The organism is Streptomyces sp. NPDC046909 (assembly GCF_040644695.1).
Lineage (GTDB): Bacteria > Actinomycetota > Actinomycetes > Streptomycetales > Streptomycetaceae > Streptomyces.
The window spans coordinates 493,234-515,580 of sequence record NZ_JBEYXC010000001.1 but is presented as its reverse complement, the minus strand read 5'-3'; the positions used below and the strand labels follow the sequence as shown (position 1 = coordinate 515,580).

Below are 22,347 nucleotides of genomic sequence, written 5' to 3'. Positions count from 1 at the left end.
TCCGCCAGGGGCGAAAGGCACTATGAGACGGACAGTCAGGACGGATTTCGCACAAGTGGCCGAAAGACGACGGGAAACCGGTTGTCCATCGCCCTTCATCCGGGAGGACCAGTGGCGCACTCGCCGACGGACGTCACCCAGCTCGCCGCCGTGGACGCCGCCCGGGCGGCGCGGGTGCTCAGCGACGTCCGGTCCGCGACGCTCTCCGGGCAGCGGACGCGGGTCGCGCCCCGGCCGGTGATCGAGCAGTCCTGGGAGCGGATGCTGCGCGGCGGGGTCGACCCGGACCACGACTTCCGGACCGGACTGCTGTCCCGGGAGGAGGTGCAGCGCCGCCGGGAGACCTCGGAGCTGCGGCATGTGCTGCCGGTGCTGCGGCAGGGACTGCTGTCGGTCGCGGACGTCGCCCACCACATCATGGTGATCGCCGACGAGGAGGGCCGGGTGCTGTGGCGGGAGGGCAGTTCCCCGGTGCTGCGCAAGGCCGACGGGACCGGCTTCGAGCTGGGCGCCGACTGGCGCGAGAGCGTGGTCGGCACCAACGGCATCGGTACGCCGGTGGTGGCGCGGCGGCCCGTGCAGGTCTTCGCCTCCGAGCACTTCGTGCGCTCCCAGACCACCTGGACCTGTACCGGGGCGCCGATCACGGATCCGCGGGACGGCCGGCTGATCGGTGTCGTGGATGTGAGCGGGCCGCTGGAGACCATGCATCCGGCGACGCTCGCCTGGGTCGACTCGGTGGCCAAGCTCGCCGAGGCGCGGCTGCGGGAGCTGCACCAGGCCTCGCTGGAGCGGCTGCGCGCGGTGGCGGCGCCAGTGCTGGCGCGCCTGGGCGGACGGGCGCTGGTGGTGGACGCGGAGGGCTGGACGGCGGCGGTGACCGGGATGCCGTACCAGAGCCGGGTGGCGCTGCCCAAGTCGCTGTCGGCGGGCCGGAGGTGGCTGCCGACGCTGGGGCTGTGCACGGTGGAGCCGATGGCCGGGGGCTGGCTCGTGCGGGCCGCCGTGGAGCCGGTGCCGCCGGGCGGCACGCGCATCGTGCTCGATCTGTCGCAGCCGCGGCGCTGGTCGGTGACGGTGTCCGGGACGGTCGGGGGGTGGAGTCACGAACTGAGCCCCCGGCACGCCGAGTTGCTGTATCTGCTGGCCGTCAACCGCTCCGGGCGCAGCGCGGCGGGCCTGGCCGAGGACGTGTTCGCCGACCCGGCCCGCCGGGTGACGGTGCGTGCGGAGATGTCCCGGATACGCCGCTATCTCGGGGGACTTCTGGAGCATCGGCCGTATCGTTTCTCCGAGGGCGCGGAGGTCTCGGTGCTCTTCCCCGAAGACCCGCGCGACCTGCTCCCGCACTCGACGGCCCCGGCGGTGACCGGCAAACGGTTGTCCGCGCGGCTCCCGTAAGGCACCCAAGAGCGGCATCTTCCGCATATTTGCGGGGTCTTCGCCACCGGCCGGGTCACACTGCCGTAGCATCCCTCTACGGGCCACCCCACCTGCTCCTCGGTCAACGTACGGATCACCAGGCGCAGTTGGCCCGCCTCGGGAGGACGACATGAAGCATCGTGGCAGGCACCGCAGGCAGAAGAGGGGCAGAGCGCTGCGCGGGTTCCTCGCCGGAACCGCCCTCGCGCTGACCGCCGCCGCCACCATGATCAGCGCCTCCCAGGCCACGGTCGCCACCGATCCCGGCGCCCTCAGGCCGCTCGCCTCCGCCGCCCAGACCGACCGGCTCGCGCTGCGGGAGCACCTGGAGCCGCAGGACACGCTCGACCGGCTGGCCGCGTCGATGGGCAGGCCCGTCGGGGTCGGCACCGTCCTCGCCGGCGCCGACCGCACCCTGCGCTCCACCGCCGACTGCACCTCCGCCGAGCGCGAGGCCCTGCCCGTCGAGCCGGCCGCCACGCGCGCGTACTGCTGGGACGCCGCCGACACCCGGTCCTGGCGGGCCGGCGCGGTGACCACCTCGGGCGACGCGGACGACGACGGCCTGTGGGGGCAGAACCGGGTGATCCTCTCCGCCTGGTCGCAGGACGCTAACCAGCTGGCCCGGGTGGCGTTCATCGACGCCAACGACATGGAGCGCCTCACCTACTCCTGGGTGCTGCTCACCGTCCCGGTCGACGGCGGCCGCGACTACCGCGCCCTCGACTCCCAGGTCTCCGGCATGGTCTGGTACCAGGACAAACTGCTGGTGACCGCCGCCGACGGCCTGTACGTGTACGACATGAACCGCGTGCAGCGCGCCACGGTGGACAGCCCGGCTGTCGGCCGCGTGGACGGCGGCTGGGCGGCGCACGGCGGCCAGTGGGTCCTCCCCGCCGTCGGCAGCTACCGGGTCACCGGCACCCGCCCCGACTACATCTCCCTGGACCGCAGCACCTCGCCGGACAGCCTGGTGGCGAGCGACTGGGTCTCCACGGACGACGACCGTGACGTCCGGCTGTGGCGGTACGACTTCAGCCGCGCCGCCGACAGCACCGGACTCCTCAGCACGGACGGCGCCGGGTACGCGCGCGTGAACGAGGCGTACCAGACGAAGGCCCCGGGCGTCGGCGCCGTCCTGTCGTACGGCTCCGACTGGTATCTCGGCCGCGCCGCGGACACCGACGGCGACCACGGCACGCTGTGGCGGCAGGACGCGACCGGCGCCGAGGCCACCGGCTGCGGCACGGACGAGAGCCGCCGGTGCTGGAGCACGGACGCGGAGTCCTTCTCCTACTGGGAGGCGACGGGCGAGCTCTGGTCCCAGTCCGGCCGGGTCCTGTTTGCGCTGCCGCTGAACGCGATCGACAGATCGCTGAGCTAGATGGTTCCCTGACGGGCATGGCAAAGATCCCCGTCACCACCTGGTCCCTGGAACAGACCGCTCCGACCGACGTCCTCCCGGCGGCCGCGCCGGACGGCGATGTCAAGATCGTGCGTTCCGAGGTCCCCTCCCCCGAGTTCAGCCGCTTCCTGTACGCCTCCGTCGGCGGTGACATCCGCTGGATCGACCGGCTCGGCTGGTCGTACGCGCGCTGGGAGGAGCATCTGGGCCGGCCGGGTGTGGAGACGTGGGTGGCGTACGACCGGGGCACGCCCGCGGGATACGTGGAGCTGGAACCGCAGGACGACGGGGTCGTGGAGATCGTCTACTTCGGGCTGATCCCCGCCTTCCGGGGCCGCCGCATCGGCGGGCACCTGCTGTCGTACGGCGCCGCCCGCGCCTGGGATCTCGCGGACCGCTGGCCGGGGCTCGCCCCCACCAAGCGGGTCTGGTTGCATACGTGCAGCCTGGACGGGGAGCACGCCATGGACAACTACCAGCGCCGGGGCTTCAAGCTCTTCGACACCAAGGTCGAGGAGCAGCCGGAGGTCTCCGCACCCGGCCCCTGGCCCGGTGCATACCCGGCCTGACCTGCGCCGACAAGACCGCGTGCGGCGCATGTGATCGACGACACCCTTGTCTCGCACTTCGAGACAAGGGTGTCCGCATGACGGACGAAGCTGGACTGTGTCCAGATCGCCGTGACACGCTTCCGTCATGTCTGGAACTGGAATTGCCTTGGTGAGTCGGCGGCACGTCGACCTCGGCCGCATGTCCAGCGCCATCTGTCCGGCGCGCTAGCGAGCCGCAGCGTCGCCCGGTTTTCTCGTACTGGTCTCATTCCCGCGCAATGGTGCGCACGTACATTCATGCGCCCGTACGCGCAGGTCAGAGCCGCATTCCCGCCTGTCCCGAAGGACGAAACAATCATGGCCGCCACCCCGCAGAAGCCTGCCGCCGCGACTCCCCGCCGCAAGGTGAGCCGTCACCGCGGTGAGGGTCAGTGGGCCGCGGGGCACTTCACCCCGCTCAACGGCAACGAGCAGTTCAAGAAGGACGACGACGGTCTCAATGTGCGGACACGCATTGAGACGATCTACTCCAAGCGCGGGTTCGACTCGATCGACCCCAACGACCTCCGTGGCCGTATGCGCTGGTGGGGGCTGTACACCCAGCGCAAGCCCGGGATCGACGGCGGCAAGACCGCGATCCTGGAGCCGGAGGAGCTGGACGACAAGTACTTCATGCTGCGCGTCCGGATCGACGGCGGCCGTCTCAGCACCGAGCAGCTGCGGGTGATCGGCGAGATCTCGCAGGAGTTCGCGCGCGGCACCGCCGACATCACGGACCGGCAGAACGTCCAGTACCACTGGATCCGCATCGAGGACGTGCCGGAGATCTGGAACCGCCTGGAGGCGGTCGGCCTGTCCACCACCGAGGCCTGCGGTGACACGCCCCGCGTGGTCCTCGGCTCGCCCGTGGCCGGGATCGCCGAGGACGAGATCATCGACGGCTCCCCCGCGATCGACGAGATCCAGCGCCGGATCATCGGCAACAAGGCCTTCTCGAACCTGCCCCGCAAGTTCAAGTCCGCGATCTCCGGCTCGCCGCTGCTCGATGTGGCGCACGAGATCAACGACATCGCCTTCGTCGGCGTGAACCACCCCGAGCACGGCCCCGGCTTCGACCTCTGGGTCGGCGGCGGCCTCTCCACCAACCCGAAGATCGGCGTCCGGCTCGGCGCCTGGGTCCCGCTGGACGAGGTCCCGGACGTCTACGAGGGCGTCATCTCGATCTTCCGCGACTACGGCTACCGGCGGCTGCGCACCCGCGCCCGGCTGAAGTTCCTCGTCGCCGACTGGGGCGCGGAGAAGTTCCGCCAGGTCCTGGAGGACGAGTACCTCAAGCGCAAGCTCGTCGACGGCCCCGCCCCGGACCAGCCGGTCGCCCGCTGGCGCGACCACGTCGGGGTGCACCGCCAGAAGGACGGCCGTTTCTACGTCGGCTTCGCCCCGCGCGTCGGCCGCGTCGACGGCACCACCCTGACGAAGATCGCCGACCTCGCCGAGGCGCACGGCTCGGGCCGGGTCCGTACCACCGTCGAGCAGAAGATGATCGTCCTCGATGTCGAGGAGGCGCAGGTCGAGTCGCTGGTCGAGGCCCTGGAGGCGCTGGACCTGACCGCCAAGCCGTCCCCGTTCCGGCGCGGCACCATGGCCTGCACCGGCATCGAGTACTGCAAGCTCGCCATCGTCGAGACCAAGCAGCGCGGCTCCTCGCTGATCGACGAACTGGAGCGCCGTATCCCGGACTTCGACGAGCCGCTCACCATCAACATCAACGGCTGCCCGAACGCCTGCGCCCGTATCCAGGTCGCGGACATCGGTCTCAAGGGCCAGCTGGTCCTCGATGCCCAGGGCGAGCAGGTCGAGGGCTTCCAGGTGCACCTCGGCGGCGCGCTCGGCCTGGAGGCCGGGTTCGGCCGCAAGGTGCGCGGGCTGAAGGTCACCTCCGAGGAGCTGCCCGACTACGTCGAGCGGGTCCTGAAGCGCTTCCAGGCCGAGCGTGAGGAGGGCGAGCGCTTCGCCGCCTGGGTCACGCGTGCGTCCGAGGAGGCCCTCTCATGAGCGAGCGGGCCGCCCCCTTCTACTGCCCCTACTGCGGCGACGAGGACCTCCGTCCGTCCGAGGAGGGCCACGGCGCGTGGGAATGCGCCGCGTGCAACCGCGCTTTCCAGTTGAAGTTCCTCGGGCTCCTCGCCCGGGGTCTTCGGCAGAACGAAGCAGGGGGAGAGCAGATATGACCGCCGTTCAGGAAGAACGTACGACCGACGATCTCAAGGCGCTCGCCGAGCAGGCGGGCCGTGACCTGGAGGACGCGTCCGCGCTGGAGATCCTCCAGTGGGCCGTCGACACCTTCGGCAAGCGGTTCTGTGTGACCTCCTCCATGGAGGACGCGGTCGTCGCGCATCTCGCGTCCCGTGCCATGAAGGGCGTGGACGTGGTGTTCCTCGACACCGGCTACCACTTCGAGGAGACCATCGGCACCCGGGACGCGGTCGAGGCCGTGATGGACGTCAACGTCATCACGCTGTCGCCGACGCGGACGGTCGCCGAGCAGGACGCCGAGTTCGGCCCGAAGCTGCACGACCGCGACCCCGACCTGTGCTGCAAGATGCGCAAGGTCGAGCCGCTGGAGCAGGGCCTGAAGGACTACCTGGCCTGGGCGACCGGGCTGCGCCGCGACGAGTCCCCGACTCGGGCGAACACCCCGGTGGTCGGCTGGGACGAGAAGCGCCAGAAGGTCAAGATCTCCCCGATCGCCCGCTGGACCCAGGACGACGTGGACGCGTACGTGGCCGAACACGGCGTACTGACCAACCCGTTGCTGATGGACGGCTACGCCTCCGTCGGCTGCGCCCCCTGCACCCGCCGGGTCCTGGAGGGCGAGGACGCGCGCGCCGGGCGCTGGGCGGGGCGCGGCAAGACCGAGTGCGGGCTGCACGAATGACCACCATCGAGAAGGAGTCGCACGTGACGACCGGAGCCACCGTCTGGCTCACGGGTCTGCCGAGTGCCGGCAAGACCACCATCGCGTACGAGCTGGCCGGCCGGCTGCGCGAGGAGGGCCACCTCGTCGAGGTGCTCGACGGCGACGAGATCCGCGAGTTCATCTCCGCGGGCCTCGGCTTCAGCCGCGAGGACCGGCACACCAACGTGCAGCGCATCGGCTTCCTCGCCGAGCTGCTCGCCCGCAACGGCGTCAAGGCGCTCGTCCCGGTGATCGCGCCGTACGCGGACAGCCGTGAGGCGGTGCGCAAGCGCCACCAGGAGAGCGGGGCGGCGTACATCGAGATCCACGTGGCGACTCCGGTCGAGGTGTGCTCCGTACGCGATGTGAAGGGTCTGTACGCCAAGCAGGCCGCGGGCGAGCTGTCCGGGCTGACCGGTGTCGACGACCCGTACGAGGAGCCCGAGTCGCCGGACCTGCGGATCGAGTCGCAGGACCAGACCGTCCAGGAGTCCGCCGCGGCCGTGCACGCGCTGCTCACCGAGAGGGGACTGGCATGACGACGACCGTGGCGAAGGTCAAGGGGGGCGATGAGGGCACGGACGCCCCGTACGCGCTCTCCCACCTGGACGCGCTGGAGTCCGAGGCGGTCCACATCTTCCGTGAGGTGGCGGGTGAGTTCGAGCGGCCGGTGATTCTCTTCTCCGGCGGCAAGGACTCGATCGTCATGCTGCACCTGGCGCTGAAGGCGTTCGCGCCGGCGGCGGTTCCGTTCTCGCTGCTGCACGTGGACACCGGGCACAACTTCCCCGAGGTGCTTGAGTACCGGGACCGGACCGTGGCCCAGCACGGGCTGCGGCTGCATGTCGCCTCCGTGCAGGACTACATCGACCGGGGTGTCCTGAAGGAGCGTCCGGACGGGACCCGCAACCCGCTCCAGACGCTGCCGCTGACCGAGAAGATCCAGTCGGAGAAGTTCGACGCGGTCTTCGGCGGCGGGCGCCGGGATGAAGAGAAGGCGCGCGCCAAGGAGCGGGTGTTCTCCCTGCGGGACGAGTTCTCGCAGTGGGACCCGCGGCGGCAGCGGCCCGAGCTGTGGAACCTGTACAACGGCCGGCATGCGCCGGGTGAGCACGTACGGGTGTTCCCTTTGTCCAACTGGACCGAGCTGGACGTGTGGCAGTACATCGCCCGCGAGGGCATCGAGCTGCCGGAGATCTACTTCGCGCACGAGCGTGAGGTGTTCGCGCGCAACGGCATGTGGCTGACCGGCGGCGAGTGGGGCGGCCCGAAGGACGGCGAGACCGTCGAGAAGCGGCTCGTGCGCTACCGGACCGTCGGGGACATGTCCTGCACCGGTGCCGTCGACTCGGACGCGGTGACGCTGGACGACGTCATCGCCGAGATCGCGGCGTCCCGGCTGACCGAGCGGGGCGCCACCCGCGCCGACGACAAGATGTCCGAGGCCGCGATGGAAGACCGTAAGCGCGAGGGGTACTTCTAAGCATGAGCACGACGACTTCCGAGGCGCTCTCGGCCACGACCCTGCTGCGGTTCGCCACCGCGGGCTCCGTCGACGACGGCAAGTCCACGCTCGTCGGGCGGCTGCTGCACGACTCCAAGTCGGTCCTCACCGACCAGCTGGAGGCCGTGGAGCGCGCCTCGACTGCGCGCGGGCAGGAAGGTCCCGACCTCGCGCTGCTCACCGACGGCCTGCGCGCCGAGCGGGAGCAGGGCATCACGATCGACGTGGCGTACCGCTACTTCGCCACCGCCAAGCGCCGGTTCATCCTCGCGGACACCCCGGGGCATGTGCAGTACACCCGCAACATGGTGACGGGTGCCTCCACGGCCGAGCTGACGGTGATCCTGATCGACGCCCGCAACGGCGTCGTCGAGCAGACCCGTCGGCACGCCGCCCTCGCGGCGCTGCTGCGCGTCCCGCACGTGGTGCTCGCGGTCAACAAGATGGACCTCGTCGACTACCAGGAGTCCGTCTTCGCCGCGATCGCCGAGGAGTTCACGGCGTACGCGACCGAGCTGGGCGTCCCGGAGGTCACCGCGATCCCGATCTCGGCGCTCGCCGGTGACAACGTCGTGGAGCCGTCCGCGAACATGGACTGGTACGGCGGCCCGACCGTCCTGGAGCACCTGGAGACGGTCCCGGTCACCCACGACCTGAGCCACTGCCACGCGCGCCTTCCCGTGCAGTACGTGATCCGTCCGCAGACCGCCGAACACCCCGACTACCGGGGGTACGCCGGTCAGATCGCCGCCGGTTCGTTCCGGGTCGGCGAGTCGGTGACCGTGCTGCCCTCGGGCCACGCCTCGAAGATCGCCGGCATCGACCTGCTCGGCGAGCCGGTCGACATCGCCTGGACCACCCAGTCGGTGACCGTCCTCCTGGAGGACGACATCGACATCTCGCGCGGCGACCTCATCGTGCCCAGCAAGGACGCCCCGCCGACCACCCAGGACATCGAGGCGACCGTCTGCCATGTGGCCGACGCGCCGCTGACCGTCGGCCACCGGGTCCTGCTCAAGCACGGCACCCGCACGGTGAAGGCGATCGTCAAGGACATCCCCTCCCGTCTCACGCTCGACGACCTGTCCCTGCACCCGCACCCGGGACAGCTCGTCGCCAACGACATCGGCCGGGTGAAGGTCCGCACCGCGGAACCCCTGCCGGTGGACTCCTACGCCGACTCCCGGCGCACGGGCTCGTTCATCCTGATCGACCCCAGCGACGGCACCACGCTCACCGCGGGCATGGTCGGCGAGTCGTTCGCGTCCCCCGAGCCCGTCAAGGACGAGGCCGAGGACGACGGGTGGGACTTCTGACATGAACTCCACGGACTACTACTCCACGTTCGCGAAGGAGGGCGGCCGCGTCGGCAGCGGTGCCCTCGGGAGCGGGCAGGGCGGAGTGGCGCGATGTGCGCTTTGACGTACGCGCACCGCTTGCGCGCCCCGTCCCCCCACCCGACGTCCCGGAAGCGACGAAGACCTGCCGACCTCCCGGCCACGACCTGAGAGACCGTGACCGCCGGGCCTCCGAGAGGAACACCTCCCGTGCCTGTCAACCTCCCCCTTTCTCGGCTTCGCTCGAATGGGGGCACCCCCATTCCCTTCCTTCGCCGCGGCATAGCCGTGGTCGCCGCTCTTCCGCTGCTGGCGCTCGGCGCCTGCGGGTACGGGTCGGACTCCAAGGACGACAACTCCAACGAGAAGGTCGCCGCCGGTTCCGAGAAGATCGACGGTCTCGACTCCGTCAAGATCGGCTACTTCGGCAACCTCACCCACGCGACCGCGCTGGTCGGCCGTGAGCAGGGGATCTTCCAGAAGCAGCTCGGCGCCACGAAGGCCTCGTACTCGACCTTCAACGCCGGCCCCTCGGAGATCGAGGCCCTCAACTCCGGCTCCATCGACATCGGCTGGATCGGCCCCTCCCCGTCGATCAACGGCTACACCAAGTCCAAGGGCACCAACCTCCGCATCATCGGCGGTTCGGCGTCCGGCGGTGTGAAGCTCGTCGTCAACCCGGACAAGATCAAGTCCCTGAAGGACGTCAAGGGCAAGAAGATCGCCACCCCGCAGCTGGGCAACACCCAGGACGTGGCGTTCCTCAACTGGATCTCGGACCAGGGCTGGAAGGTCGACGCGGAGAGCGGCAAGGGCGATGTCTCGGTCGTCCGCACCGACAACAAGGTGACCCCGGACGCCTACAAGGCCGGTTCCATCGACGGCGCCTGGGTGCCGGAGCCGACCGCGTCCAAGCTGGTCGCCGAGGGCGCGAAGGTGCTGCTCGACGAGGCCGACCTGTGGCCGGACAAGGAGTTCGTGATCACGAACATCATCGTTCGGCAGGACTTCCTCAAGGAGCACCCGAAGGCCGTCGAGGCGGTCCTGAAGGCCTCCGTCGAGGCCAACAAGTGGATCAACGCCAACCCGGACGCGGCGAAGGCGGCGGCGAACAAGCAGCTGGAGGCGGACTCCGGCAAGGCGCTCCCCGCGGAGGTCCTGGACCCGGCCTGGAAGTCGATCAAGTTCACCAACGACCCGCTGGCCTCCACCCTCAACACCGAGGCGGAGCACGCGGTCAAGGCCGGTCTGCTGGAGGACCCGCTGCTCAAGGGCATCTACGACCTGACGATCCTGAACAAGGTCCTCAAGGCCGACGGTGAGTCCACGGTCGACGACGCCGGTCTCGGCGCGTAGCAACCCCTGAACCCGAGTCCCCAGGAGGTGACGACCATGGCCACCGCGATCGCCAAGGCCGAACCGGCCGAGTCAGTCGAGTACGCCGCCCGCATCGAGCATGTCTCGAAGTCCTTCGCCGGGCCCGGCGGGCAGCAGCTCGTCCTCGACGACATCACCCTCGATGTCGCGCCGGGCGAGTTCGTCACCCTCCTGGGGGCCTCGGGCTGTGGCAAGTCCACCCTGCTCAACCTGGTCGCCGGTCTCGACGACCCGAGCGCCGGGAGCATCCAGACCCACGGGCGCCCCGCCCTGATGTTCCAGGAGCACGCCCTCTTCCCGTGGCTGACCGCGGGCAAGAACATCGAACTCGCCCTGAAACTGGGGGGAGTTCCGAAGAACGATCGGCGCACCCGCGCCGAGGAACTGCTCGAACTCGTACGGCTCCAGGGCTCGTACGGCAAGCGTGTGCACGAGCTGTCCGGCGGTATGCGGCAGCGTGTCGCGCTGGCGCGGGCGCTGGCCCAGGAGAGCCGGCTGCTGCTGATGGACGAGCCGTTCGCGGCGCTCGACGCCATCACGCGGGACGTGCTGCACGACGAACTGACCCGGATCTGGACGGAGACGGGACTGTCCGTCCTGTTCGTCACGCACAACGTGCGCGAGGCGGTGCGGCTCGCGCAGCGGGTCGTGCTGCTGTCGTCCCGGCCGGGCCGGGTGGCCCACGAGTGGACGGTGGACATCCCGCAGCCGCGCCGTATCGAGGACGCCCCCGTGGCCGAACTGTCCCTTGAGATCACCGAACAACTGCGTGGGGAGATCCGCCGTCATGGCCAGCAGTGACACGAAGTCGGGCCTGACGGACACCCGTCAGGCGCGGGCCGACGGCAACCACCAGATCGCCGGCCTGGAGGCCGGTCTGGACGCCCTGGAGATCGTCGCCACCGCGCGTACGCCGTTCTCGGTGACCGCCCGCACCAAGATCCTCCCGCCGGTCGTCGCGACCGTCGTGGTGCTGGTGATCTGGCAGGGCCTGATCACGTTCAACATCGTCACGGACCCGACCAAGCTGCCCTCCCCCGGCGATGTGGCGACCGAGTTCAAGGACGCCTGGCTGGAGGGCAAGCTCCTCGGCTACATCTGGACCAGCGTCGAGCGCGGTCTGCTCGGCTTCCTGCTGGCCCTCGCGATCGGCACCCCGCTGGGCCTGATCGTGGCCCGGGTGAAGTTCGTGCGCGCGGCGATCGGACCGATCCTGTCGGGCCTCCAGTCCCTGCCGTCGGTGGCGTGGGTGCCGCCGGCCGTACTGTGGCTGGGCCTCAACAACTCGATGATGTACGCGGTCATCCTGCTCGGCGCGGTCCCTTCCATCGCCAACGGTCTCGTCTCCGGCATCGACCAGGTGCCGCCGCTGTTCCTGCGGGCGGGCCGCACGATGGGCGCGACCGGCCTGAAGGGCGCCTGGCACATCGTCCTCCCGGCCGCGCTGCCCGGCTATCTCGCCGGTCTGAAGCAGGGCTGGGCGTTCTCCTGGCGCTCGCTGATGGCGGCGGAGATCATCGCCTCCTCGCCCGACCTGGGCATCGGCCTCGGCGCGCTCCTGGAGAACGGCCGCAACGCCAGCTCCATGCCGATGATCTTCGAGGCGATCTTCCTGATCCTGTTCGTCGGTATCGCGGTCGACCTGCTGGTGTTCAGCCCGCTGGAGCGGCGGGTGCTGCGCGGCCGCGGTCTGCTGGTGAAGGGGTAAGTCCCTTGCTGAGGAAGCCCGTTCTTCTCGTCATCGCCCACGGCAGCCGCGATCCGCGGCACGCCGCGACGGTGCACGCCCTCGTCCGGCGTGTGCGGTCGCTGCGGCCGGGGCTGCGGGTCGAGACCGGCTTCCTCGACTTCAACATCCCCTCCGTCCAAGGGGTGTTGGAATCCCTGGCGGCGGAGGGCGTCCGTGATGTCGTCGCCCTCCCGCTGCTGCTCACCCGCGCGTTCCACGCGAAGGCCGACATCCCGGCGGTCCTGCGGGACGCGCCGCCACAGCTGCGCATCCGGCAGGCCGAGGTGCTCGGCCCGTCGCCGCTGCTGCTGTCCGCGCTCGAACGACGTTTGTACGAGGCCGGGTTGACGCCCGCCGACAAGTCCTCGACCGGGGTCGTGCTGGCCTCGGCGGGGTCCACGGACCCGGAGGCGATCGCAGTGATCGCAGAAATCGCGCGGGAGTGGCGGCGTACCGGTTGGTGCGCCGTGCGGCCTGCGTTCGCCTCCGCGGCGTTGCCTCGTACGGAGGATGCGGTGCGGGAGCTTCGTTTCCTGGGCTGCGAAAGGGTGGCCGTCGCACCGTACGTCCTCGCTCCCGGCTTCCTGCCGGACCGGATCGCGCGGGGCGCGGCCGAGGCGGATGTGCTTGCCGATGTGCTCGGCCCGTCGCCGGAGGTGGCCCGGGTGCTGTTGGAGCGGTATGACGAGGCTCGGGTGCCTGCGCTGGCGGTTGTCGGCGCGTAGTTGTCTGCGGGCCCGGTGGGGGCTGGTCGCGCAGTTCCCCGCGCCCCTGAAGGGGCGCTTCTAGCGGCACAGTTCGTTTCCCAGTGCCGTCCGTTCATACCTTACGGCTCTCCCCTGTCGCGTTCTGCTGAGCAGTCCCGCGTCGTAGAGCACCGCCAAGTGCTGGCTCACCGCGCCTGGAGTCACCTTCAGGCGGTGGGCCAGTTCTGTTGTCGAGGCCGGTTCCGCGAGGAGCAGGAGGAGTCTGGCTCTCGGGCGGCCCAGCAGTCGCGCCAGCGCATCATCGGTGACCGGGGGCGGTTCCTCGGAGAGGGTGGCTCGGCCGCGGGCCGGATAGACGATCGTGGGTGGGCGGTCGGGGTCGATGAGGGGCTGGGCGCCTCGGGCGAAGATGGTGGGCAGCAGTACGAGGCCACGTCCGGCTATGCGGATGTCGGCCCACGGTGCCTGGAGCATGAAGTCCCGCGTGGACAGCCGCAGCAGACCCTCCGCCCAGGCGAGCCGTGCGTCGAGGCCCGAGAACAGCGCACCGGCTCCCTGCTCCGCCAGCACCCGTCCGTGGTGGGCGAGATCGGCCTCCAGGATGCTCTGCACACGCGGCCACCAGTCTCCGGCCAGGCAGGCGTGCCAGTACGCGTCGAGGGCGTCCGCGACCCGGGCGAGGAAGGTCCCGGGGTCGGCGAGTCCGCGCGCGACGACGGGCGGCAGCGCCTCCTCGGTGCGGTAGGCGGCCCGGAAGTCGGCCGCCATGACGTACAGCGGCGTACGGCGGACCCGTTCCAGCTCGTCCGCGAAGGCGGGGCGGGCCCGCTCGGGGCGCGGGGTGAGGAAATCCGGCACCCATCCCCAGGAGGCGGTGAGGGCGGTGAGCAGCTCGTGGTCGAGGGCGTCCAGGCTGGGCCGCATGCGCCGCAGCCACGGCCGGTGGTGGGGGTAGCGGGCCGGGTCGTGCAGGCAGCGCAGCGAGAACACGGCCTCCTGGAGCGGGGAGTACGCGAAGGATGTGGTGGCGAGGTCGTCGACCTCGAAGCGGAACTCGATCATTGAGCGCCACGCTAAATCATTGTCGGAGTGCACCCGCGGCCGGGTGGGATGTCCTCATGACCACGACACCCGCCGCCGCCCCGTCCGAAGAGGACATACGGCCCCAGCGCGGCTCCCTGCTGCGCACCGACCCCACTCTGCGCCGCGCCACCCTGCTGACCGCGATCAACTCCCTCGGCAACGGCCTCTACTTCCCCCTCGGCGTCCTCTACTTCACCCGCATCGTCGGCCTCGACGCCACCTCGGTCGGGCTCGGGATGACGGCCGCGGGGCTGGTCGGGGTGGCGGCCGGGGTACCGGCGGGGCGGGCGGCCGACCGCTGGGGTGCGCGGCGGGTCGGGGCGTGGCTGTGGGCCGGGACGGGGGTGGCGACGGCCGCGTATGTGTTCGTGCAGACGTATGCCGGTTTCCTCGTCGCGGTGTTGTGCGCCACCGGGCTCCAGATGGCGAGCCGTGGGGTGCAGGGCGCGATCTACGCCGATGTGCTGCCGCTGGCGACCCGGGTGGAGGCGCGGGCGTATCTGCGGATGGTGGTGAACGTCGGGATGGGCGTGGGCGGGGCGTTCGGGGCGATCGCCCTCCAACTCGACACGCGGGCCGCGTATGTGACGGTGATTCTGGTGAACGCCGTGACCTTCGCGGGCCCCGCGCTGCTGCTCCCCCGGCTCCCGCTGGCCCCGCACGCCCTGGAGCGCGCCGCGCTGCCGGACGACGCCCCGGCCGCCGACCGCTGGCGTGCGGTGCGGGATCTGCCGTTCCTCGCGGTGACCGTGCTGAACGCGATCCTGGTCGCGCAGTACACCCTGAGCGAGGTCGGGCTGCCGCTGTGGATCGTCGAGCGGACCGAGGCGCCGCGCTGGACGGCGGCCCTGCTGATGATCCTCAACTGTGTGCTGGTGGCGCTGCTCCAGGTGCGGGTGGCCCGCCGCGCCTCCCAAGTCCCGTCCGCGGTACGGGCGATGGGCTGGTCGGGGCTGCTGCTCGCGGCGGCGTGCGCGGTGTACGCGCTGTCGGCGGGCCTGTCCCCGGTGTGGGCGGTGCTCGCGCTGAGCGTCGGTGCGATCGTGCAGGTCTTCGCCGAGGTGCTGTCGGCGGCGGGCGGCTGGACCCTCGGCTACGAACTCGCCGACTCCCGCGCCCACGGGGTGTACCAGGGCGTCTTCGGCGCGGGCATGTCGGCGGGCATGATGGCCGGCCCGGCGCTGGTCACGGTGACCGCGATCCAGCACGGCTCGGCGGGCTGGGCGATGCTCGGCGCCCTGTTCGCGGTCGCGGGGCTCGCCGTGACCCCCGCCGTCCACTGGGCGCAGCGGAACGGCGAGTGGCGGGGCGACAAGGGATAGAGCCTGTCCGGCGTATCGGGCGGGTTCAGTCGAACGACAGGCGCCCGGTGCGGGTCCGCTTGAGTTCGAAGAAGTCGGGCTCGGTGGCCAACACCCGGAAACCGTCGAAGAGTTCGGCCGCCCGCTGCCCGCGCGGGATGGCCCGCAACACGGGGCCGAACCACACCGTGCCGTCGACGTGGATCGTGGGCGTGCCGACATAGCCGCCCGAGTCCGGCTCGGCCCCGGCCTCATGGCTGCGGCGTACGGCCTCGTCGTACGCCGGGTCGTGCGCGGCGGCAGCGAGGTCGGCGGGGAGGCCGAGTTCGGCGAGGGACTCGGCGACGACGGCGTCGAAGTCCTCGGCCTTCCGCTCGTGGATGCGGGTGCCGAAGGCGGTGTAGAGGTCGCGCAGGACCTTCTCGCCGTGCCGTTCGGCGGCGGCCACGGCGACCCGCACCGGGCCGATGGAACGGTCGACCAGGTCCCGGTACCAGTCGGGGAGTTCGTTGCCGAGGTTGTGCAGGTAGAGGCTCATGGCGTGGAAGCGGAGGTCGAGCGGGCGGGTCCGCTCGACCTCCAGCAGCCAGCGGGAGGTGATCCAGGCGAAGGGGCAGGCCGGGTCGAACCAGAAGTCGACGCGAGTGGGTTCGGCGGTGGTCATGCGGTCGAGGCTAGCCAGGAAATGGGTCAGATTCCTGGCCCAATCAGCCTCACTTTCCGTGGTCCACTTTGCCCGCTCCCTCCACTTCGTCGGCCAGCCGTACCAGCTCCGCCAGCGGCATCGACCCGGCCGCCCGGCGTTCGCGCGCGAAGGTGTTGGCGAGCCGCTGGAGCAGGTCGTTCAGCGGGGTCGGTACGTCGTGGAGGCGGCCGAGGAGGGCGATCTCGCCGTTGAGGTAGTCGGCCTCGATGGTGCCGGTGCCCCGGGCGAGGGACTGCCAGGAGGAGCCGCCGCCGCGCGGGGCGCCGTCGAGCGGGACGAGGGTGATCTTGTCGCCGCGTACCGCCCGCTGCTCCTCGACGCTCGCGTAGGCGATCCCGGCCACGTCGAGCACGGCCGCGGCCTCGGCCCACACCCGGTCGCGCAGGGCGGCGCGGTCGGCCCCGCTCTCGTCGAGCCCGCACAGCGCCTGGAGGGCGTTGCCGAGATTGGTCAGCAGTTTCGCGTACTGCCAGCGCGTCACGTCCGCGACGACCGGTGCCTCGAACCTCGACTTCTCCAGGTCGGCGGCGATCCGGCGCAGCGTCTCGTCGGTGCCGTGCGGAAAGCGGCCGAGGTGCAGCATCCCGGTGAGCGGGGTGCCCGCGGCGCTGACGACGCCGGGTTCCACGAAGGTCGCCGGCAGCCACACGCAGACCCCGTACACCCGCCGGAAGGCGCGCAGGGCGAGCCGCTGCCCCTCGACACCGTTCTGCGCGCACAGCAGCGGCAGCCGTTCGCCCGCGGTGCCCCCGCCCTCGACCGGCGCGGGGCCCCAGGCGTCGAGGGCGCCCTGCGTGTCCTGGGTCTTCACGGCGAGGATCAGTACGTCGTCGGGCCGCAGTTCGCCGAGCCCGGCGGGTCCGTCGACGACCGGCAGCCGGTACGTCAGCTCGCCCTCCGGCACCAGGAGCCGCAGCCCTCCGTCCTCCAGCGCGGCCCGGTGCGTGCCGCGCGCGACCAGGACGACCTCGTGTCCCGCCCCCGCGAGCCGCCCGCCGATCGTGCCGCCGACCGCTCCTGCTCCGATGATGATGTAGCGCATGGGACGAGCCTCGCACGCTTGACCTTGCCCTTGGGTAAAGGCCGAGGGTCGGCGTCCATGGACAGCTACCTGACGCAGACCGTGTTCAGCGACCCCGGCGACCTGGACGTCACCGGCCTGCCCCGCGATCCGGGCGAACTCGCCCACCTCGTACGGGATCTGATCATCCATCGGCTGGAGGGCGGACGCTTCGGGTACGCCGTACCGGAGGAACGGCTGCACGAGGACGCCGAGTCGCGGTACGTCACCGAGATCCTGCGGATCCTGCGAGAGCGCCGGGACGCACCGCTCACGGAGGCGCGGGCGCCGGAGGAGCGATTCGTCGGCACCTGCCGGGACTTCTCGCTGCTGCTGTGCTCCCTGTTGCGGGCGACGGGGACGCCCTCGCGGATCCGCGGCGGCTTCGCCGGCTACTTCGTCGAGGGCTTCCACGAGGACCACTGGGTCACCGAGTACCGTCTCCCGGACGGGAGTTGGCGGCTCGTCGACCCACAGGTCCTGCACGCGTCGTACGCACTCGACTTCGACCCGCTCGACATACCGCGCGACCGCTTCCTGCTCGCGGCGGACGCGTGGCGGGCGTGCCGGAGCGGGACGGCCGATCCCTCGACGTTCGGTTTCTCGAGCGTCGACACGTTGCGGGGGCTGTGGTTCGTGCGGGCCCGGCTCCTCCAGGATCTGGCGGCCCTGAACGGAGTCGAGCCCCTCCCCTGGGACGGCTGGGGACCCCGGCAGATCATGGACGACGCGAGTCTCACCGCCGACGACCTGGCCCTGATGGACGCGGTCGCCGCGGGTGAGGTGCCCGACGCGTTGGCGGCCGTGCCGGACACCATCACCTCGTACACCACCTACACCGGCGTACGACAGGTCACGCTGCGCCGGTCAGCTCCACCAGCTTGACGACGGTGTTCCAGTTGCGGGTGGTGGCGATCAGCCCCTTGTTGACGCGCGGCTTGGCGAGCTGTTCGGCGAGCTTGGAGCGGCCCAGGCCGTTCGGGGCGTAGAGGTACAGGGCGCGGTCGCCCAGCGTGAACTCCTCGGGCAGGAAGGCTGGTTGGTCGATGGCGGCGAAGCGGTCCGCGTCGACGGGGGCGGAGAAGTAGGTGACGTGGAGCTGCTTGGCCTCCAACTCCGCCGCCGGGTAGGGGCAGTTGTCGGCGATCGCGGCGAGGTAGGCGTGGTCGCGGACGATCACGTCCACGGAGAAGCCGAAGCCCTTCTCGATCGCGGCCGTCAGCTCGGCGGCGAGGGACTCCTCGTCGCCGTGGCCGCTGTCGAACACGGCCTGGCCGCTCTGGAGGTACGTCCGTACGCCGCCGTACCCCAGGCCTTCCATCAGCGTGCGCAGCTCGGCCATCGGGACCTTCTTCGCGCCGCCCACGTTGATCCCGCGCAGCAGCGCCGCATACGTCGTCGTCATGCGCTCACCATAGGACGACCGTGTGTAGTTGTAGGGGGCACACTCCACCCCAGTGGGGAGATCGCGCTGGTCCGAGAGAAGGAGCGGCCGACCCGCACTTCACCGGGCAGCACGACGAGATGGCTTTATCCGGCCCATACCTTCGAATCGAACGGTGGCGGCAGGGGGTCGTCATCGACCGGTGGCGGCAGGGGGCCGTCACCCCACTCAAGGGGGCAAGCCCGTCATGGGGAACGGAGAAACACGCGTGCGGGGCCTCGCGGCCCGGGCCGGCGGCTGGAGCGCCCGGCATCGCTGGGCGGCGGTCGGCATCTGGGTGCTGTTCGTGGTCCTGGCGATGGGACTCGGTTCGGCGGCGGGCCGGGTCGACGTCGACGAGAGCGAGGGCCTGAAGGGCGAGACGCACACCGCCGCGACGATCATCAAGGACGCCGACATCGAGGAACCGGCCGGTGAGACGGTCCTCGTGCAGGCGAAGGACGGCGGTCTGAAGGCGACGGACGCCGAGTTCCGGGCCGCCGTGGACGCGGTCGTCAAGGCCGTCGACGCGACCGGGAAGGTCACGGACGTCCAGTCGCCGTACACCACCGACACGATCTCGAAGGACGGCCGCAGCGCGCTGGTCCAGTTCGACATGCGCGGTGACGCGGAGACCGCGGCCGAGCGGGTCGAGCCGGTGCTGGACGCGGTCGCCGAGGTCCAGGAGGACCACTCCTCGGTACGAATAGAGGAGATCGGCAGCGCGAGCATGCAGAAGACGTTCGACGACGCGTTCGGCGACGACTTCCAGAAGGCCGAGTACTCGGCGCTGCCCGTGGCCCTCGGCATTCTCCTCGTGGCCTTCGGCGCGCTGGTGGCGGCCCTGGTGCCGGTGCTGCTGGCGATCACCGCGATCATGGCGACGATGGGCCTGATGGGCATCGTCAGCCATGTCATGCCGATGGGCGATGTCGCCAACTCGGTGATGCTCCTTGTCGGTCTGGCCGTCGGCGTCGACTACTGCCTGTTCTATCTGCGCCGTGAGCGCGAGGAGCGCGAGGCCGGCCGGGACGCCCAGACCGCGCTCAGGATCGCCGCCGCCACCAGTGGCCGCGCGATCATCGTCTCCGGTGTCACGGTGTGCGTGGCGATGGCCGGCATGCTCTTCACCGGCATCGCCGACTTCGAGGCGATGGGCCTGGCCTCGCTGATCGTCGTGGCGGTCGCCATGGTCGGCTCGATCACCGTGCTCCCGGCGGTGCTGTCGCTCCTCGGCCACCGCGTCGAGAAGGGCAAGATCCCCTTCCTGCACCCGGAGAGCCGGCTGCGCCGCAACCGCGGCCGCCGCAACCCGGAGAGCCGGTTCTGGACCGCCGTCCTGGGCGGCGTCCTCAAGCGGCCCATGGTCTCGGTGGTCGTCGCGGCCGGCGTCCTGCTCGCCATCGCGGCACCCGCGGTCGGCATGAAGACGCAGAACCTCACGCTGGACCAGGAGTTCGGGGACTCGCTGCCGATCGTGCAGACCTACGACCGGGTCAACGAGGCCTTCCCCGGCGGCTCCGAGCCCGCCGAGGTGATCGTCAAGGCCGACGACATCAACGCCCCCGAGGTCACCAACGCGCTGGCCGCCTTCAAGCAGGAGGCGATCGCCTCCGGTGCCTCGCGCGGCCCGGTGGAGATCAAGCTGCACGACGCGCAGAACCTCGCCTTCGTGTACGTCCCGCTGGTCGGCGGCTCCGACCTCGACAAGGCGGGCGAGAGCCTGGACAAGCTGCGCGACGAGGTACGGCCCGCCACCCTCGGCAAGGTGGACGGCGTCGAGGCCCCGATCACCGGTCAGGTGGCGGGCTCCAAGGACTTCAACGACCAGCTGACCGGCGCGGTCGTCCCGGTCTTCGCCTTCGTCGTGGTCTTCGCCTTCCTGCTGATGCTGCTGTCCTTCCGCTCACTGACCATCGCGGTCACCTCGATCGTGCTGAACCTGCTGTCGGTGGGCGCGGCCTACGGCATCCTCGTCGCCGTCTTCCAGCACGGCTGGGGCGCGTCCCTGGTGGGCGCGGAGGGCGTCGGCGCGATCATCAGCTGGCTGCCGCTGTTCCTCTTCGTGATCCTGTTCGGCCTGTCGATGGACTACCACGTGTTCGTGGTCTCCCGGATCCGCGAGGCACGGCTGCGGGGCCGGTCGACGAAGGACGCGATCCAGCACGGGGTGGTCACCACCGCCGGTGTCGTCACCAGCGCCGCGGTCATCATGGTCGCCGTGTTCGCGATCTTCGGCACGCTGTCCATGCAGTCCATGAAGCAGATGGGCGTGGGCCTCGCGGCCGCGGTCCTCATCGACGCGACGATCATCCGGGGCGTGCTGCTCCCGGCGGTCATGGCGCTGCTGGGCGAGCGCAACTGGTACCTGCCGAAGTGGCTGAACCGGCTGCCGGACCTCACCCACGACGAGGCCCCGGAGGCCGTGGTGCGGTCCTCGCGGGACGACGAGGGTGAGCGCGTACCCGTCTGATCCCGCCGCATGAACCGCAGGGCCCGTTGGCCACAGGGGAGCCAACGGGCCCTGCTTTCTTTTGCTCACGCGGTGGCGGGCAGTTCGGCCTCGATGAGGTCGGCGGCCCGCTTCGTACCGCCTTCTTCGGCCATCTCGGCCTGGAGGCTCTTCAGCCGCCGGGCGACCTCGGGGTCGTCCACGAGGGCGAGGGCGAGGGAGCGCAGGGTCTCGGCCGTGGCCTCCTCCGTGGGAACCTGCCGGGCCACCCCGAGCGCCTGGAGCATGTCGGCGTTCCCGAACTGGTCCACGGCCTGCGGTACGGCGATCATCGGCGTGGCCGTGGCCAGCCCCTCCTGACTGCCGCCGGCGCCGGCGTGGGTGACGAACAGGTCGGCCTGCCGCAGGACCGCCAACTGCGGTACCCAGGAACTCACTTCGACGTTCGCCGGGATGTCCCCCAGCTCGGCCGGGTCCACGCTCCCGCCGATCTGGAGCACCAGATGCCAGCCCGGCAGCTCCCCGAAGGCCTTCAGACACTCCCGGTAGAAGCCGGGCTGCTTGGTGAAGGACGACCCGAGCGACACCAGCACGACCTTCTCGGCCCCCTCCGGCCGCCGCCAGTCCCCCTCCGCGCTCCGGTCGCCCTGACAGGCACCGACGAAGCTGTACGTCGTCTCGTCCACGCGGTCGGCGTTGGGCTGGAGCGCCCTGGGGATCAGGACGACGGAACGCGCGGGCCGGCCGGCGAAGTCGTCGGGGTGCAGGGTGATCCCGTTCTCCTCCAGCCAGGCGTGGAACCGGGCGTAGTACGCCTGTCCCCGCTCGGTCTTCTTCGGCTCCGCCCACATCGGCTCGGCGACCTCCGTCTCATAGCCCTCCCAGGCGACGAGGTTCGGCGAGAGCGAGACGGCGGGCACGCCCCAGCGGTGGGCCAGGACGCGGGCCGGGTAGGAGGTGATGTCGTGCAGGACGAGGTCCGGCTCGTCCCCGTCGTACGCCTCGATCAGCTGCGGCAGCGCCTGGATCGCGTCGGCCAGGAACGGCTCCACGTTGTCCAGCAGCGTGCTGCCCCACGCCTCCGGGTCGGCGCCGGGGCCGGGCAGCGTGGAGTTCCAGAGCTTGGGCTCGGCACCGGTCTCGGCGACCTTCTCCGCGAACACCGGCGGGATGGCGTACGTGACCCGGTGGCCGCGTGCGACGAGTTCCCGGATCACTTCCAGACTCGGGTTCACGTGCCCGTGGGCGGCGATGGAGAACATGGCGATGTGTGCGGGGGTGGTCATGGCGTCGACGGTAGGCGAGACGAGACGTCTCGTGCAAATGAATTG

The 22,347-nt window shown here is 70.7% G+C and carries 21 protein-coding genes and 1 pseudogene; 17 read left to right on the top strand and 5 right to left on the bottom strand.

Annotated elements, in window-relative coordinates:
* Positions 1-111 precede the first annotated feature (111 nt).
* From ABZ928_RS02115 to ABZ928_RS02050, 14 genes are all read left to right on the top strand, one after another.
* Complete coding sequence (locus ABZ928_RS02115) at positions 112-1,401, top strand: GAF domain-containing protein (RefSeq protein WP_361514526.1); 1,290 nt, start codon at positions 112-114, stop codon at positions 1,399-1,401.
* 151 nt (positions 1,402-1,552) lie between these two features.
* A complete protein-coding gene (locus tag ABZ928_RS02110) occupies positions 1,553-2,806 on the top strand; it encodes a hypothetical protein (protein WP_361514525.1) in 1,254 nt (417 codons plus the stop codon).
* A 17-nt stretch (positions 2,807-2,823) separates the two neighbouring features.
* The gene (locus tag ABZ928_RS02105) at positions 2,824-3,396 is read left to right on the top strand and encodes a GNAT family N-acetyltransferase (RefSeq protein ID WP_361514524.1); all 573 of its coding nucleotides are present in this window, start codon (positions 2,824-2,826) and stop codon (positions 3,394-3,396) included.
* Between the two features lie 127 nt (positions 3,397-3,523).
* Entirely contained in the window at positions 3,524-3,607 is an 84-nt protein-coding gene (locus tag ABZ928_RS02100; protein WP_310591794.1) for a putative leader peptide, read from the top strand.
* A gap of 128 nt (positions 3,608-3,735) precedes the next feature.
* Positions 3,736-5,433, top strand: a complete 1,698-nt coding sequence (locus ABZ928_RS02095) for a nitrite/sulfite reductase (RefSeq protein ID WP_361514523.1) — start codon at positions 3,736-3,738, stop codon at positions 5,431-5,433.
* Positions 5,430-5,609, top strand: a complete 180-nt coding sequence (locus tag ABZ928_RS02090; RefSeq protein ID WP_361514522.1) for a hypothetical protein — start codon at positions 5,430-5,432, stop codon at positions 5,607-5,609. Before ABZ928_RS02095 ends, ABZ928_RS02090 begins: the two co-directional genes overlap by 4 nt.
* Complete coding sequence (locus ABZ928_RS02085; protein WP_361514521.1) at positions 5,606-6,316, top strand: phosphoadenylyl-sulfate reductase; 711 nt, start codon at positions 5,606-5,608, stop codon at positions 6,314-6,316. The genes ABZ928_RS02090 and ABZ928_RS02085 overlap by 4 nt, the downstream gene beginning before the upstream one ends.
* The gene (cysC, locus tag ABZ928_RS02080) at positions 6,313-6,876 is read left to right on the top strand and encodes an adenylyl-sulfate kinase (RefSeq protein WP_361514520.1); all 564 of its coding nucleotides are present in this window, start codon (positions 6,313-6,315) and stop codon (positions 6,874-6,876) included. Before ABZ928_RS02085 ends, cysC begins: the two co-directional genes overlap by 4 nt.
* Entirely contained in the window at positions 6,873-7,820 is a 948-nt protein-coding gene (cysD, locus tag ABZ928_RS02075) for a sulfate adenylyltransferase subunit CysD (RefSeq protein ID WP_361514519.1), read from the top strand. Before cysC ends, cysD begins: the two co-directional genes overlap by 4 nt.
* Positions 7,821-7,822: 2 nt before the next feature.
* On the top strand, positions 7,823-9,157 hold the full coding sequence (locus ABZ928_RS02070; protein WP_361514518.1) for a GTP-binding protein: 1,335 nt from the start codon (positions 7,823-7,825) through the stop codon (positions 9,155-9,157).
* A gap of 282 nt (positions 9,158-9,439) precedes the next feature.
* Positions 9,440-10,534 carry an ABC transporter substrate-binding protein gene (locus ABZ928_RS02065; protein ID WP_361514912.1) on the top strand — a complete coding sequence of 365 codons (1,095 nt, stop codon included), beginning with the start codon at positions 9,440-9,442 and terminating at the stop codon, positions 10,532-10,534.
* A 36-nt stretch (positions 10,535-10,570) separates the two neighbouring features.
* Positions 10,571-11,356: an ABC transporter ATP-binding protein gene (locus ABZ928_RS02060; RefSeq protein WP_361514517.1), complete on the top strand. Its 786-nt coding sequence runs from the start codon at positions 10,571-10,573 to the stop codon at positions 11,354-11,356.
* Positions 11,343-12,263 carry an ABC transporter permease gene (locus tag ABZ928_RS02055; RefSeq protein ID WP_361514516.1) on the top strand — a complete coding sequence of 307 codons (921 nt, stop codon included), beginning with the start codon at positions 11,343-11,345 and terminating at the stop codon, positions 12,261-12,263. Before ABZ928_RS02060 ends, ABZ928_RS02055 begins: the two co-directional genes overlap by 14 nt.
* A 5-nt stretch (positions 12,264-12,268) precedes the next feature.
* Positions 12,269-13,009, top strand: coding sequence for a sirohydrochlorin chelatase (locus tag ABZ928_RS02050; RefSeq protein ID WP_361514515.1), 741 nt, complete (start codon positions 12,269-12,271; stop codon positions 13,007-13,009).
* A 60-nt stretch (positions 13,010-13,069) separates the two neighbouring features.
* Here ABZ928_RS02050 and ABZ928_RS02045 read toward each other — a convergent pair whose 3' ends face one another.
* Positions 13,070-14,053, bottom strand: a complete 984-nt coding sequence (locus ABZ928_RS02045; RefSeq protein WP_361514514.1) for an ArsR family transcriptional regulator — start codon at positions 14,051-14,053, stop codon at positions 13,070-13,072.
* Positions 14,054-14,109: 56 nt separating this feature from the next.
* Here ABZ928_RS02045 and ABZ928_RS02040 point away from each other — a divergent pair, with 56 nt between their 5' ends.
* Positions 14,110-15,396, top strand: coding sequence for an MFS transporter (locus ABZ928_RS02040; RefSeq protein ID WP_361514513.1), 1,287 nt, complete (start codon positions 14,110-14,112; stop codon positions 15,394-15,396).
* A 25-nt stretch (positions 15,397-15,421) separates the two neighbouring features.
* On the opposite strand, the gene ABZ928_RS02035 is transcribed toward ABZ928_RS02040, so the two are convergent.
* The gene (locus ABZ928_RS02035; protein ID WP_361514512.1) at positions 15,422-16,039 is read right to left on the bottom strand and encodes a DsbA family protein; all 618 of its coding nucleotides are present in this window, start codon (positions 16,037-16,039) and stop codon (positions 15,422-15,424) included.
* Positions 16,040-16,088: 49 nt separating this feature from the next.
* Positions 16,089-17,123, bottom strand: a complete 1,035-nt coding sequence (locus ABZ928_RS02030) for a 2-dehydropantoate 2-reductase N-terminal domain-containing protein (RefSeq protein WP_361514511.1) — start codon at positions 17,121-17,123, stop codon at positions 16,089-16,091.
* A gap of 57 nt (positions 17,124-17,180) precedes the next feature.
* Here ABZ928_RS02030 and ABZ928_RS02025 point away from each other — a divergent pair, with 57 nt between their 5' ends.
* A complete protein-coding gene (locus tag ABZ928_RS02025) occupies positions 17,181-18,026 on the top strand; it encodes a transglutaminase-like domain-containing protein (RefSeq protein WP_361514510.1) in 846 nt (281 codons plus the stop codon).
* On the opposite strand, the gene ABZ928_RS02020 is transcribed toward ABZ928_RS02025, so the two are convergent.
* A complete protein-coding gene (locus ABZ928_RS02020; RefSeq protein ID WP_361514509.1) occupies positions 17,995-18,546 on the bottom strand; it encodes a DUF1697 domain-containing protein in 552 nt (183 codons plus the stop codon). The genes ABZ928_RS02025 and ABZ928_RS02020 overlap by 32 nt on opposite strands.
* A 226-nt stretch (positions 18,547-18,772) precedes the next feature.
* Between ABZ928_RS02020 and ABZ928_RS02015 the strand changes: the two genes are divergently transcribed.
* Positions 18,773-21,037, top strand: a complete 2,265-nt coding sequence (locus ABZ928_RS02015; protein ID WP_361514508.1) for an MMPL family transporter — start codon at positions 18,773-18,775, stop codon at positions 21,035-21,037.
* Between the two features lie 65 nt (positions 21,038-21,102).
* Here ABZ928_RS02015 and mgt read toward each other — a convergent pair.
* A pseudogene (gene mgt, locus ABZ928_RS02010) lies at positions 21,103-22,345 on the bottom strand (macrolide-inactivating glycosyltransferase).
* Between the last annotated feature and the right edge of the window lie 2 nt (positions 22,346-22,347).